14 protein-coding genes are annotated in these 13,601 nt (G+C 66.1%); 9 read left to right on the forward strand and 5 right to left on the reverse strand.

From position 1 onward, the window contains the following. Window positions 1–56: 56 nt before the first annotated feature. From AC4BAR_RS07195 to AC4BAR_RS07215, 5 genes are read left to right on the forward strand one after another with little or no spacing between them, the layout of a single operon-like run. Window positions 57–1,571 carry a helicase HerA-like domain-containing protein gene (locus AC4BAR_RS07195; protein ID WP_490627121.1) on the forward strand — a complete coding sequence of 505 codons (1,515 nt, stop codon included), beginning with the start codon at window positions 57–59 and terminating at the stop codon, window positions 1,569–1,571. Window positions 1,572–1,613: 42 nt separating this feature from the next. Further along, on the forward strand, window positions 1,614–2,048 hold the full coding sequence (locus tag AC4BAR_RS07200; RefSeq protein WP_490627122.1) for an EVE domain-containing protein: 435 nt from the start codon (window positions 1,614–1,616) through the stop codon (window positions 2,046–2,048). A 29-nt stretch (window positions 2,049–2,077) separates the two neighbouring features. Further along, complete coding sequence (locus AC4BAR_RS07205) at window positions 2,078–3,286, forward strand: tetratricopeptide repeat protein (RefSeq protein WP_490627123.1); 1,209 nt, start codon at window positions 2,078–2,080, stop codon at window positions 3,284–3,286. Next, window positions 3,283–4,449 carry a HupE/UreJ family protein gene (locus AC4BAR_RS07210; protein WP_490627124.1) on the forward strand — a complete coding sequence of 389 codons (1,167 nt, stop codon included), beginning with the start codon at window positions 3,283–3,285 and terminating at the stop codon, window positions 4,447–4,449. The genes AC4BAR_RS07205 and AC4BAR_RS07210 overlap by 4 nt, the downstream gene beginning before the upstream one ends. A 10-nt stretch (window positions 4,450–4,459) precedes the next feature. After that, window positions 4,460–4,945: a DUF1499 domain-containing protein gene (locus AC4BAR_RS07215; RefSeq protein ID WP_490627125.1), complete on the forward strand. Its 486-nt coding sequence runs from the start codon at window positions 4,460–4,462 to the stop codon at window positions 4,943–4,945. A gap of 81 nt (window positions 4,946–5,026) precedes the next feature. Here AC4BAR_RS07215 and clpA read toward each other — a convergent pair whose 3' ends face one another. From clpA to icd, 3 genes are all read right to left on the reverse strand, one after another. After that, entirely contained in the window at window positions 5,027–7,339 is a 2,313-nt protein-coding gene (gene clpA, locus AC4BAR_RS07220) for an ATP-dependent Clp protease ATP-binding subunit ClpA (protein ID WP_490627126.1), read from the reverse strand. A 42-nt stretch (window positions 7,340–7,381) separates the two neighbouring features. After that, window positions 7,382–7,741 carry an ATP-dependent Clp protease adapter ClpS gene (gene clpS, locus AC4BAR_RS07225; protein WP_490627127.1) on the reverse strand — a complete coding sequence of 120 codons (360 nt, stop codon included), beginning with the start codon at window positions 7,739–7,741 and terminating at the stop codon, window positions 7,382–7,384. A 195-nt stretch (window positions 7,742–7,936) separates the two neighbouring features. Beyond that, window positions 7,937–9,190 carry an NADP-dependent isocitrate dehydrogenase gene (gene icd / locus AC4BAR_RS07230; RefSeq protein ID WP_490627128.1) on the reverse strand — a complete coding sequence of 418 codons (1,254 nt, stop codon included), beginning with the start codon at window positions 9,188–9,190 and terminating at the stop codon, window positions 7,937–7,939. Between the two features lie 171 nt (window positions 9,191–9,361). Between icd and AC4BAR_RS07235 the strand changes: the two genes are divergently transcribed. Both AC4BAR_RS07235 and AC4BAR_RS07240 read left to right on the forward strand, forming a co-directional pair. Then, window positions 9,362–9,586 carry a cell envelope biogenesis protein TolA gene (locus tag AC4BAR_RS07235; RefSeq protein WP_490627129.1) on the forward strand — a complete coding sequence of 75 codons (225 nt, stop codon included), beginning with the start codon at window positions 9,362–9,364 and terminating at the stop codon, window positions 9,584–9,586. Between the two features lie 82 nt (window positions 9,587–9,668). Then, entirely contained in the window at window positions 9,669–10,127 is a 459-nt protein-coding gene (locus AC4BAR_RS07240; protein WP_490627130.1) for a DUF192 domain-containing protein, read from the forward strand. Between the two features lie 64 nt (window positions 10,128–10,191). Here the strand turns inward: AC4BAR_RS07240 and AC4BAR_RS07245 are convergent, their stop codons facing one another. Together AC4BAR_RS07245 and xseA are read right to left on the reverse strand one after the other, a co-directional pair. Further along, window positions 10,192–10,773, reverse strand: coding sequence for a superoxide dismutase (locus AC4BAR_RS07245; RefSeq protein WP_490627131.1), 582 nt, complete (start codon window positions 10,771–10,773; stop codon window positions 10,192–10,194). Window positions 10,774–10,821: 48 nt separating this feature from the next. Further along, the gene (gene xseA, locus AC4BAR_RS07250) at window positions 10,822–12,231 is read right to left on the reverse strand and encodes an exodeoxyribonuclease VII large subunit (RefSeq protein WP_490627132.1); all 1,410 of its coding nucleotides are present in this window, start codon (window positions 12,229–12,231) and stop codon (window positions 10,822–10,824) included. Between the two features lie 299 nt (window positions 12,232–12,530). Here xseA and AC4BAR_RS07255 point away from each other — a divergent pair, with 299 nt between their 5' ends. Then, entirely contained in the window at window positions 12,531–13,163 is a 633-nt protein-coding gene (locus AC4BAR_RS07255) for a MotA/TolQ/ExbB proton channel family protein (protein WP_490627133.1), read from the forward strand. Further along, on the forward strand, window positions 13,160–13,591 hold the full coding sequence (locus AC4BAR_RS07260; protein ID WP_490627134.1) for an ExbD/TolR family protein: 432 nt from the start codon (window positions 13,160–13,162) through the stop codon (window positions 13,589–13,591). The genes AC4BAR_RS07255 and AC4BAR_RS07260 overlap by 4 nt, the downstream gene beginning before the upstream one ends. The last annotated feature ends 10 nt before the right edge of the window (window positions 13,592–13,601 follow it).

Here is a 13,601-nt window from a genome sequence, read left to right on the forward strand (position 1 = left end):
TGATTGATTTAATCTACTCCGAGATTTTACTTTTCCACCCTCAGGGACACCCCACCATGCCCGACCCGCTGCTGATTGCCAAGAACGCCGCCACCGAATGCGCTCTGCTGCCCGGCCTGGCCAACCGGCATGGCCTGATCACCGGCGCCACCGGCACCGGCAAGACCGTCACGCTGCAAACCCTGGCCGAAAACTTCTCCCGCATCGGCGTGCCAGTCTTCATGGCCGACGTCAAGGGCGACCTGACCGGCATCAGCCAGACCGGCCACATCGCCGACAAGCTGGCCGCGGTGCTGAAAGACCGCGGGCTGGACCTGCCCACGCCCGGCGCCTGCCCAGTGCAGCTGTGGGACGTTTTTGGCGACCAGGGCCACCCCGTGCGCGCCACCATCTCCGACATGGGGCCGCTGCTGCTGGGCCGCATGCTCAACCTCAACGAGACCCAGGCCGGCGTGATGAACCTGGTGTTCAAGATCGCCGACGACAACGGCCTGCTGCTGCTGGACCTGAAAGACCTGCGCGCCATGCTGCAGTACCTGGGCGACAACGCCAGCGAATTCCAGACCAGCTACGGCAACATCAGCGCCGCCAGCGTGGGCGCCATCCAGCGCGGGCTGCTGCAGATCGAGACCCAGGGCGGCGACAAGTTCTTTGGCGAGCCCATGCTCAACATCAACGACTTCATGCAGACCGTCGATGGCCAGGGCGTCATCAACGTGCTGGCGGCCGACAAGCTAATGAACTCGCCGCGGCTGTACGCCACCTTTTTGCTGTGGATGCTGTCCGAGCTGTTCGAGCAACTCCCAGAGATCGGTGACCCCGAGCAGCCCAAACTGGTGTTCTTCTTCGACGAGGCCCATCTGCTGTTCAACGAGGCCCCCAAGGTGCTGGTGGAGCGCATCGAGCTGGTGGTGCGCCTGGTGCGCTCCAAGGGCGTGGGCGTGTACTTCGTCACCCAGAACCCGCTGGACATTCCCGACTCGGTGCTGGCCCAGCTGGGCAACCGGGTGCAGCACGCGCTGCGCGCCTTCACCCCACGCGACCAGAAGGCCGTCAAAGCCACGGCCCAGACCATGCGCCAAAAGGCCGGCCTGGACATCGAACAGGCCATCACCGAACTGGCGGTGGGCGAGGCGCTGATCAGCTTCCTCGACGCCAAGGGTCGGCCCTGCGAGACCGAGCGGGTCTACGTGCTGCCGCCCGGCAGCCAGATCGGCCCCATCACCCCAGTCCAGCGCCAGGCGTTGTTGCAGGGCTCGCTGGTGGCCGGTGTCTATGAGAAGGCCGTGGACCGCGAGTCGGCCTACGAGAAGCTGACCGCCCGGGCCCAGGCCTCGGCCGATGCGGCGCCGCCGGCGGCCAAGCCGGGCGTGGCGGCGCCGGACCAGGGCGGCGGGGTGCTGGGGGGCCTGAGCGATGTGCTGTTCGGCAGCACCGGCCCGCGCGGTGGCCGCCACGACGGTCTGGCCACCTCCATGGCCAAATCGGCGGTGCGCACCATGGGCTCCGCCGTGGGCCGGGAAATCATCCGCGGCGTGCTGGGCAGCCTGCTCGGCGGCCGCCGGCGTTGAACCTTCCACCGTCGGCAGGCCGTCCGCATGGCGTACTGGTTGATGAAATCCGAGCCCAGCGAGTGCTCAGTCGACGACGCGTTGGCCGCACCCCAAGCCACTGTGCCCTGGGTGGGCGTGCGCAACTACCAGGCGCGCAACTTCATGCGCGACGCCATGCAGCGGGGCGACGGCGTGCTGTTCTACCACTCCAGTTGTGACCAGCCCGGCATCGTCGGCATCGCCCGGGTGGCCTCCGGCTGCCGGCCCGACCCCACGCAGTTCGATCCGGCCTCGCCCTATTTCGACCCCGCCGCCAAAGCCGATGCGCCCCGCTGGCTGCTGGTGGATGTGCAGGTTCTGCGCAAAATCCCCACCCTGACCCTGACTGAATTGCGCGCCCGGCCGGAACTGAGTGACCTGCGGGTGCTCCAACGGGGCAACCGGCTGTCGATCACGCCGGTGGACGCCCGGCACTGGCAAGCCATCGTCGGGTAGAGTCCGGTCACCCAACCTGAGGATTTCCGATGTTTTCCCACCGCACCGCGCCCTGGCGCCGGGGCCTGGCGGGCTTGAGTCTGGCGGCCACCGCCAGCCTGGGCCTGGCCGCTCCCTTCACCCCGAGCAGCGACGGCGAGGTGGTGGAAAAACTGCCGCTCAGCGCCACCGACCCGTCGATCCGCCGGGTCGATTCGCTGCGCAAGCAGCTGGCGGCCAAACCCGACGACGCCGCGTTGCGCATCGAGATCGCGCGCCGCTACTTCAACCTCTCCATGGCCCAGGGCGACCCGCGCTACGTGGGTTATGCCGCCGCCGCCATCGCCCCGATGCCGGCCAAAGGCCAGGCCAACGCCGCCTACTGGCTGTTGCAGGCCATGGTGCAGCAGTACAGCCATGACTTCGAGACCGCGCTGCAAAGCCTGGCCAAGGCCAGCCAGATCGACCCCGAGGCCATCGAGCCCATGGCCTGGCGCTCGGCCATCTACATGGTGCAGGCCCGTTACGACCTGGCCCGGGCCGAATGTGAACGCATGGCGCCCAAGGTTCACCCGGTGTTTGCCGCCGGCTGCATGGCCTATGTGCGCTCGTCCACCGGCGAGCTGGCCGCGGCCTACGCCAGCCTGAAGCAGGCGCTGGACGCCCACCGCGACACGCCGCCCGAACTGGCGCTGTGGGCCCTGACGCGCCTGGCCGAAATGGCCCACCGGACCGACACGCCCGCCGCCACCGAACGCTACTTCAAACGGGCGCTGGCGCTGGGTCTCAACGACCAGTTCCTGCTGGCCGCCTACGCTGATTTTCTGCTGGCCCAGAAGCGGCCGGCCGAGGTGATGGCGCTGCTGGCCGACTGGGAGCGCTCCGACGTCTTGCTGCTGCGGCTGGCGCTGGCCGGCCAGGCCAGCGGCGACAGCCGGGCCAAAGACTGGGTGCGCCAGATGCGCGAGCGTTTTGCCGCCGCCGGCGAGCGCCAGGGTGCCCGGCTGCACGAGCAGGAAGCCGCCCGCTTCGAGCTGGAAGTGGAGAACAACCCCCGCACCGCCGCCGAGAGCGCCGCCTTGAACTACAAGAACCAACGCGAGCCGCGCGACGCCGAAATCCTGATGCGCAGCGCACTGGCCGCCGGCAAGCCGGCCATGGCACAACCGGCGCTGGACTGGTTGCGCGACAGCCGCTACGAAGACAGCCACCTCACCGAGCTGGCCCAGCAACTGCAGCGCGCCGGAGGCAAGCCATGAGCGGCACCCGCTTCTGGCCGCGCTGGCTGGCCCTGGCCACACGCCAAGCCGCCCTGCTGCTGGCCCTGGCCTGTGCTGCCACCGTGGCCCAGGCCCACAAGCCCAGCGACAGCTACCTGACGCTGCGCGCCGAGACCGGCAGCGCCGAGGTGACAGTGCGTTGGGACATCGCCCTGCGCGACCTCGACTACGTGATGCAGCTCGACCGCGACAACAACGGCGCCCTGACCTGGGGCGAGGTGCGGCAGCGGGCCGACGACATCACCGCCTACGCCACCGGCCACCTGAAGCTCAGCTCCGGCCAGGCCGCCTGCGCCTGGCGCACCGCCGCGCCGCTGATGCTGGACAAACACAGCGACGGCACCTACGCGGTGCTGAGCCTGGCCGCCAGTTGTCCGGCCTTGAGCGAGCAGCTGACGGTGCGCTACGACCTGCTGTTTGATGTGGACCCCTCGCACCGCGGCCTGGTGCAGTGGATCGCGCCGGGGGCCAGCGCCTCGCAGGCGCTGATCTTTGGCACCGAGTCGGCCGAGCAGTCGCTGCGCTTCGCACCACCCAGCGCCTGGCAAACGCTGCGCCAGTACGTGGTCGACGGCACCTGGCACATCTGGATCGGCTACGACCACATCCTGTTCCTGCTGGCGCTGCTGCTGCCGGCGGTGCTGGTGCGGCGCGACAACCGCTGGCAGGGCGTGGCCAGCTTCCGTCGTGCCATCACCGAGGTGCTGAAGGTGGTGACCGCCTTCACGCTGGCCCATTCGATCACGCTGAGCCTGGCCGCGCTGGGCCTGATCAGCCTGCCGTCGCGGCTGGTGGAATCCGCCATTGCCGCGTCGGTGGTGATTGCGGCGCTGAACAACCTGCGTGGCAAGGAAGAGTCGCGGCGCTGGGTGATGGCCTTTGCCTTCGGCCTGATCCACGGCTTTGGCTTCGCCTCGGTGCTGGCCGACCTGGGCCTGCCCCAGGGCGCGCTGGTGCTGGCACTGGTCGGCTTCAACGTGGGTGTGGAGCTGGGGCAACTGGCCATCGTGTCGGTGTTTTTGCCGCTGGCCTTTGTGCTGCGCGACACCACCTTCTACCGCACCGGCGTGTTCCGCATCGGCTCGGTGCTGGTGGCATTGCTGGCCAGCTACTGGCTGGTCCAACGCATGTTTGATCTTTAAGGAGCATCCCATGACCCTTTGGCGCAAAATCGTCGGTTTGAGTGCCATGATCGCCGCGCTGGCGGGTTGCCAGACCGGTCTGCTGGCCGGCTCGCCGCCCAGCGACCTGGGGGTACGCAACGGCCGGCTGGCACCGCCGTCCAGCACCCCCAACAGCGTGTCCAGCCAGGCCGGGCTGTACCCGGACCACCCGCGCAGCGGCAGCGCGCAGGTCGACCCGCTGCGTTACACCGGTGACGCGGCCGCCGCCATGGCGCGGCTGGACCGGCTGATGACGGCCTGGCCACGCACCCGCATCACCGAGCGCGCGCCGGGCTACCTGCGCGCCGAATGTTCCACCGCGCTGCTGGGCTTCACCGACGACGTGGAGTTTCTGCTCGACGCGCCGGCCCAGGCCATCCAGGTGCGCTCGGCCAGCCGGCTGGGCTACAGCGACCTGGGCGCCAACCGGGCCCGGGTGGACGCCATCCGCGCCGGCTTCCAGAGCGGGCCCTGACCGGCCACCCGCAGCGCACCGCACAGCAAAAAGCCCCGGGGTCTGACGACCCAGGGGCTTTTTTTCGCCGCTTGACGACGATCAACCGGCGGTGGCTTCTTCCGGCTCCGGCTTGGCCTTGCCCTCTTTCTTGGGCAGCGGCTGGATGTCCAGCTGGACCTCGTCTTTGTCGTCCAGGTCCACCGTCAGGCGACCGCCGTCGACCAAGCGGCCGAACAGCAGCTCGTCGGCCAGCGCGCGGCGGATGGTGTCCTGAATCAAACGCTGCATCGGCCGGGCGCCCATCAGCGGATCGAAGCCCTTCTTGGCCAGGTGCTTGCGCAGCTTGTCTGTGAAGGTCACTTCCACCTTCTTCTCGGCCAGCTGGGTTTCCAGCTGCAGCAGGAACTTGTCCACCACCCGCAGGATGACGGTCTCGTCCAGCGCCTTGAAGCTCACCATCGCATCGAGGCGGTTGCGGAACTCCGGCGTGAACAAGCGCTTGATGTCGGCCATCTCGTCGCCGGCTTCGCGCGGGTTGGTGAAGCCGATGGTGGCCTTGTTCATCGTCTCGGCGCCCGCATTGGTCGTCATGATGATGATGATGTTGCGGAAGTCGGCCTTGCGCCCGTTGTTGTCGGTCAGCGTGCCGTGGTCCATGACCTGCAGCAGCACGTTGAAGATGTCCGGGTGGGCCTTCTCGATCTCGTCGAGCAGCAGCACCGCGTGCGGCTTCTTGGTGACGGCCTCGGTCAACAGTCCACCCTGGTCGAAGCCCACATAGCCCGGAGGCGCACCGATCAGCCGGCTCACCGCATGGCGCTCCATGTACTCCGACATGTCGAAGCGCATCAGCTCAATGCCCATGATGTAGGCCAGCTGCTTGGCGGCTTCGGTCTTGCCGACCCCGGTGGGGCCGCTGAACAAGAAGGAGCCGATCGGCTTGTCGTTGCGGCCCAGGCCGGAACGCGCCATCTTGACGGCCGAGGCCAGCACGTCCAGCGCCTTGTCCTGGCCGAACACCACGCTTTTGAGGTCACGCTCCAGGGTCTTCAGCTTGCCGCGGTCGTCGTTGGAGACGTTGGCCGGCGGAATGCGGGCGATCTTGGCGACGATTTCCTCGACCTCGGTCTTGGAAATGGTCTTCTTGCGCTTGCTCGGCGGCAGGATGCGCTGGGCGGCACCGGCCTCGTCGATGACGTCGATGGCCTTGTCCGGCAGGTGCCGGTCGTTGATGTACTTGGCGCTCAGCTCGGCGGCGGCCTGCAGCGCGGCCACGCCGTACTTCACGCCATGGTGTTCCTCGAAGCGCGACTTCAGGCCCTTGAGGATTTCCACCGTTTCTTCCACCGATGGCTCGACCACGTCGACCTTCTGGAAGCGCCGCGACAGGGCCGCGTCCTTCTCGAAGATGCCGCGGTATTCGGTGAAGGTGGTGGCGCCAATGCACTTCAGCTGGCCGCTGGACAGCGCCGGCTTGAGCAAATTAGACGCGTCCAGCGTGCCGCCCGAGGCCGCACCGGCACCGATCAGCGTGTGGATTTCGTCGATGAACAGAATCGCCTTGGGCCGGTCCTTCAGCGACTTGAGCACGCCCTTCAGGCGCTGCTCAAAATCACCGCGGTACTTGGTGCCGGCCAGCAGCGCGCCCATGTCCAGCGAGTAGACCTGGGCGTCGGCCAGGATTTCTGGCACGTCTTTTTGGGTGATGCGCCAGGCCAGGCCCTCGGCGATGGCCGTCTTGCCCACACCGGCCTCACCCACCAGCAGCGGGTTGTTCTTGCGGCGGCGGCACAGGATCTGGATGGTGCGCTCAACCTCGTACTCGCGGCCGATCAGCGGGTCGATCTTGCCGTCCTTGGCCAGCTGGTTCAGGTTCTGGGTGAACTGCTCCAGCGGTGAGGCCTTCTCGTTCTTCTCGCCGCCATCTTCGTTCTCGGCCTGGCTCTCGGCGGCCTTGGTCGGCTCCGGCGGATCGCTTTTCTTGATGCCGTGGGCGATGAAGTTCACCACGTCCAGGCGCGTGACGCCCTGCTGGTGGAGGTAGTACACCGCGTGCGAATCCTTCTCGCCAAAGATCGCCACCAGCACATTGGCGCCCGTGACTTCCTTCTTGCCATTGCCGGTGCTCTGCACATGCATGATGGCGCGCTGGATCACCCGCTGAAAGCCCAGCGTGGGCTGGGTGTCCACGTCCTCGGTACCCGAGACCTGTGGCGTGTTGTCCTTGATGAAGTGGGTCAGCGATTTGCGCAGCTCATCGATGTTGGCCGAGCAGGCGCGCAGCACCTCGGCGGCGCTGGGGTTGTCCAGCAAGGCCAGCAGCAGGTGCTCGACGGTGATGAATTCGTGACGCTGCTGCCGGGCCTCGACAAAGGCCATGTGCAGGCTGACTTCAAGTTCTTGGGCAATCATGATCTTCCTTTTGAAATGGGTCCTGTGGGTGAGCGCATTCGCTCACGAGGCCACCGGTTCACTCACACACTGCAGCGGATGCCCGGCCCGCGCTGCCGCTTCACGCACCTGGTCCACTTTGGTGGCCGCCACGTCCTTGGTGTAAACACCACAGACGCCACGCCCATCGAGATGGACTTTGAGCATTATCTGGGTCGCTGTTTCCCGGTCTTTGTTGAAATACTCCTGGATAACTGCCACTACAAACTCCATCGGGGTGTAGTCGTCGTTCAGCAGAAGCACCTGGTGCATTTGCGGCGGCTGAACCCGCTGGGTTCGCCGCTCCAGCACCACCGATCCGCTGTCGTCCGGGGTCACCGGCGGAACCGCAGGTTTGGGGGGAGTTGTTGCCATGGAATTCATTCTATCCAGCCCGAATCAGTCCTTTCACCCTGATGGCCATTCGGCCCCTGCCCGCGGTCGCTGGCGCCGGCCTCCGGCCCCCACAAACGCCCTTGTTGTGCATGTGGTGAGTCCGCCCACAAATGCAAGTTCAGGGCCAGAAATAAAAAAAGCCGCCGGAAACCCGGCGGCTCGCATGTCAGGCTGGGGCCTGGATCACATGTGGTCGATCATCACCTGACCAAAGCCGGAGCAGGACACCTGGGTCGCGCCCTCCATCAGGCGGGCGAAGTCGTAGGTGACCTTTTTGCTGTTGATGGACTTCTTCATCGAGCTGATGATCAGGTCGGCGGCTTCCTTCCAGCCCATGTGGCGCAGCATCATTTCGGCGGACAGGATTTCGGAACCGGGGTTCACATAGTCCTTGCCGGCGTACTTGGGTGCGGTGCCGTGGGTGGCTTCGAACATGGCGACGGTGTCGCTCAGGTTGGCGCCAGGGGCAATGCCGATGCCGCCCACCTGCGCGGCCAGGGCGTCGGACACATAGTCGCCATTCAGGTTCAGCGTGGCGATCACGCTGTACTCGGCCGGTCGCAGCAGGATTTGCTGCAGGAAGGCGTCGGCGATGCTGTCCTTGACCGTGATTTCCTTGCCGGTCTTGGGGTTCTTGAACTTCATCCAAGGGCCGCCGTCGATCAGTTCGGCGCCGAATTCCTTGGCGGCCAGGCCGTAAGACCAGTCACGGAAGCCACCTTCGGTGAACTTCATGATGTTGCCCTTGTGCACGATGGTCACGCTGGGCTTGTCGTTGTCGATGGCGTACTGGATGGCCTTGCGCACCAGGCGCTCCGTGCCTTCGCGCGAGACCGGCTTGATGCCGATGCCCGAGGTGGCGGGGAAACGGATCTTCTTGACGCCGAAGTCGTCTTGAAGAATCTTGATCAGCTTCTTGGCTTTTTCGCTCTCGGCTTCGAACTCGATGCCGGCGTAGATGTCTTCCGAGTTTTCGCGGAAGATCACCATGTTGGTCTTGTGGGGCTCTTTGACCGGGCTGGGCACGCCGTCAAAGTACTGGATGGGGCGCAGGCAGACATAGAGGTCCAGTTCCTGGCGCAGGGCCACGTTCAGCGAACGGATGCCACCGCCGACAGGGGTGGTCAGCGGGCCCTTGATGGACACCACATAGTCGCGCACCGCGTGCAGGGTTTCTTCGGGCAGCCAGACGTCGGGGCCATACACGTTGGTGGACTTCTCGCCGGCGTAGACCTCCATCCAGTGGATCTTCTTTTTTCCGCCGTAGGCCTTGGCCACGGCCGCGTCCACCACCTTCAGCATCACCGGGGTGATGTCAGCACCGGTGCCGTCACCCTCGATGAAGGGAATGATGGGCTGGTCGGGCACGTTCAGCGACATGTCGGCGTTGACTGTGATTTTTTGGCCTTCGGCCGGCACTTTGATGTGCTGATACATAAGAAGCTGTCTCCAAGTACGCTGTGGTCAGCGGGGTAAGTAACGGGAGGATTATGCTGAAAAAAACTTGCCACTGGCTGTCAACCGACCTGAAACGGTCCGCGTTGTAGCTTCACCATCCAATCCCACAACCTGGATGGGTTCATTTTTAACGTTATCCAGGAACACTCCATGAGCAAGATTCTCGCCACCCTGATCGCTTCGTTGTTCGCCGTGTCCACCGCTTTCGCCGCTGGTCACGCCGCTGCACCGGCCACCCCCGCCACCCCCGCTGTGGCAGCCACCCCGGCCGCCCCCGCTGCCGATGCCAAGCCTGCTGCTGCCGAGAAGAAGGCTGCCAAGAAGGCCAAGAAGGCCAAGAAGGCCAAGTCGGAAATGGCTCCCGCCGCCAAGTAATTTTTTACTTTCGGTACAAAATGCCCGCCTCGTGCGGGCATTTTTTTTGGTGCACCCACTCGGGTTTACACGGATGGTTTGTATGACGTTTCACTCTTTTCGATCATTGGCAGCCGTTCTGCTGATCCTGAGCAGCGCGGCCATGGCGCAGGACGCCCCCCAGACCGACCTGCCCCGCGTGGCGCTGACCGCCGGCATGTACCGCATCGACAGCCAAGTGGCGGCCACCCCGGACCAGCGGTCCATCGGCCTGATGCAACGCCGCCAGATGCCGGAGCAAGAAGGCATGCTGTTCGTGTTCGAGCAGCCCGGCGTGCAGTGTTTCTGGATGAAAAACACCTTGTTGCCACTCACCGCCGCCTTCATTGCCGACGACGGCACCATCGTCAACCTGGCCGACATGAAGCCACAAACCCTGGATTCCCACTGCTCGACCAAGCCGGTGCGCTTTGTGCTGGAAATGAACCGCGGCTGGTTTGCCAAACGCGGCTTCAAAGCCGGCACCCGGCTGGGCGGCGGCCCGTTCGAAGCCGGTCGCTGAAGTCTGGCCCAGCCATGAAAAAAGCCACCCGAGGGTGGCTTTTTGTTGGCTGCCTGAGCGAGGGTCAGGCGAAGTTGGCTTCGGCAAAGCCCCAGTTCACCAGCTTGTCGAGGAAGGTCTCGACGAACTTGGGACGCATGTTGCGGTAGTCGATGTAGTAAGCGTGCTCCCACACGTCCACCGTCAGCAAGGCCTTGTCGGCGGTGGTCAGCGGCGTGCCGGCAGCGCCGGTGTTGACGATGTCGACCGAACCGTCGGCCTTTTTCACCAGCCAGGTCCAGCCGGAGCCAAAGTTGCCCACGGCGCTCTTGACAAAGGCTTCCTTGAAAGCGGCGTAGCTGCCCCACTTGGCGGTGATGGCCGCGGCCAGCGCGCCCGAGGGTTCGCCGCCGCCGGCGGGCTTCATGCAGTTCCAGAAGAAGGTGTGGTTCCAGATCTGGGCCGAGTTGTTGTAGATGCCGCCGCTGGAGGTCTTGATGATCTCTTCCAGGGTCTTGCTCTCGAACTCGGTGCCCTTTTGCAGGTTGTTCAGGTTGACCACGTAGGCGTTGTGGTGCTTGCCGTGGTGGAACTCAAGGGTTTCCTGCGAATAGTGGGGTGCCAGTGCGTCGATGGCGTACGGCAGTGCCGGCAGGGTGTGTTCCATGGTGTTTCCTTCGGGTTGGTGGGTTGGTAAACCAACGCATTGTAAAAACTAAACGCGGCGCACGTCGTGCGCTGTCAGACCGATCTGGCCGTCGGCCAGCGTGGCACGCAAGTCCTGGCCCGGCTGGACCTGGCCGACCCGGGTGACCGGCAAACCCTGGGCATCGCTCAGCAAGGCGTAGCCACGCTGCAGCACCCGCTGCGGGTCCAGCGCCTGCAGGCGCAGCTCGGCCCGCTCCAGCCGGTGCCGGTTGCGGGCCAGCGCGGCCGGGTATTTCTGCGCCACCTCGGCGGCCAGCCTCTGGGCGTGCTCGCGCCGTTGCCGCAACAGGGACAGCGCGTCGAAACGCAGCCGGGGCGCCAGCGTGTCCAGCCGGTGGCGGCTGTCGGCCAGGCGGGCCCACAGGCCTTGGGGCAAACGGGCCTGGTCGCGCCGCAAGGCCTCATACTGCTGCGCCAGACCGGTCCGCGCCGCAAACCGCAGTTGCTGGGCCAGGTGGGCCAGGCGCTGCCGCTGGCCGGCCAGCAACTCCGACGGCCGGCCCAGCCGGGCGCTGGCGCGGTCCAGCCGCTGGGCGCCCCAGTCCAGCTGTCGCTGGGCGGCGTCGGCCAGCCGGCCGGCCAGCAGGTCCAGATCGGTCCGCAGCGCGGAGGTCGGCTGCGCCACCAGTTCGGCCGCGGCCGTGGGCGTCGGGGCCCGCAGGTCGGCCACGAAGTCGGCGATGGTGAAGTCGGTCTCATGGCCGACGCCGCAGACCACCGGCACCGGGCTGCGGGCGATGCAACGGGCCAGTGCCTCGTCGTTGAAGGCCCACAGGTCTTCCAGCGCGCCGCCACCGCGCACCAGCAGGATGGCGTCGATGGGCGCGGTCCCCTGCTTGACCTGGGCGTACAGCGCCTCCAGCGCGGCCACCAGTTCGGCGGGCGCGCTGGCGCCCTGCACCGCCGCCGGCGCCAGCAGCACAGGCACATGCGGCACCCGGCGCCGCAGCGCGGTCACCACGTCGTGCAAGGCCGCCGCGCCCAGCGAGGTCACCAGACCCAGGCCACGCGGCAGGGGCGGCAGCGGCCGCTTGCGGGCGGTGTCAAACAGGCCCTCGGCCTCCAACTGGGCCTTGAGCCTCAGAAAGTCTTCGAACAGCGCACCGGCCCCGGCCCGGCTCATGCTCTCGACGATCAACTGCAAATCGCCGCGCGGCTCGTACACCCCCAGCCGGCCACGCACCTCCACACGCTCGCCGTCGCGCGGTGCAAAGTCCAGCAGGCCGGCGGCGCGGCGGAACATCGCGCAGCGCAGTTGGCCCTGGTCGTCGCGCAGCGAGAAATAGCAGTGCCCGCTGGCGGCCCGCGAAAACCCCGACAGCTCGCCCCGCACCGACACCGGGTTGAAGCGCGCCTCCAGCGTGTCGGCGATGGCGTGGCACAGCGTGCCCACGTCCCAGACGCGAACCGCGCTCATGCTTTGCACCGGCGAAAGTGCTGCACCGCGGCAAGCCGGTGCCGGCCCCAGGCCGGCGGAGCGCCTGATTCTGTGGTGCAAGTGCTTGATTTCATTGGGAATTTGTCTGCCTGTTTTGACATCGAACTGTCACAAGGCCCGTGAATCGTGGGTTTGCGGCGGTCCGGGGGCCAGTTCTTCACAAAGTTATCCACATATTTTGTGCATGGACAGGCCGGTTCCGGGGATCACCGCCGCCGGCCGATGGCGCCCGGCGGTGCGCCATAATCGGCCACCTGTTTGCGCTCGGAGGGTTGTCTTTGTTTTCCATCATACAAGCCGCCGGTTGGCCCATCTGGCCGCTGATTGCGTGTTCCGTGCTGGCGCTGGCCTTGGTCATTGAGCGCTTTCTGAGCCTCAAAGCGGCCAAGACCGTGCCCCCCAAATTGCTGGACGAGGCGCTGTCGGTGTCGCGCAACGGCGTGCCCAAATCCGAAGTGATCGGCAAGCTGGAACAAGACTCGGTGCTGGGCGCGGTGCTGGCCAGCGGCTTCCGGGCACTGAATGCCAACCCCCGTTGCAGCGAGGCTGACCTGCGCGCCAGCGTGGAAGGGGCCGGTCGCCAGGCGGTGCACAAGCTGGAGCGCTATTTGACTGCGCTGGCCACCATCGCCTCGGCCGCCCCGCTGCTGGGCCTGCTGGGCACGGTGATCGGCATGATCGAAATCTTCGGCTCGCAAACCTCGGCCGGCGGCGCCACCGGCGGCAACCCGGCCCAGCTGGCCCAGGGCATCTCGATCGCGCTGTACAACACCGCTTTTGGTTTGATCATCGCCATCCCCACGCTGATCTTCTGGCGCTATTTCCGGGCCCGGGTCGACGAGCTGGTGCTGGCACTGGAGCTGGCCGCCGAGCGCATGGTGCGCCATTTGTTGCAGTTCCGCCGCTCATGAATTTCCGCCACCACCGGGGCCACGACGGGGCCAGCAGCGAGCCCGAGATCAACCTGATCCCCTTCATCGACGTGCTGCTGGTGGTGCTGATCTTTCTGATGCTGTCCACCACCTACAGCAAGTTCACCGAGCTGCAGCTCAAGCTGCCGGTGGCCAACGCCGACGCCCAGCGCGACCACCCCAAAGAAGTGGTGGTGGGCATTGGGGCCGACGGCCGCTACGTCATCAACAAGCAGGCGGTGGCCGACCGCAGCGTGGCCGGCCTGTCGGCCGCACTGACGGCCGCCGCCAAGGCCGGCAAAGACAGCGTGGTCATCATCAGCGCCGACGGCACCGCGCCGCACCAGGCGGTGATCAGCGTGATGGAAGCCGCACAGCGCAGTGGCCTGAGCCAGATCACCTTCGCCGCCCAGCGCAGCGGGCAGTAACCGCCCGCCG

The sequence above is a fragment of the Rhodoferax sp. SPJ4 genome (assembly GCF_058216275.1).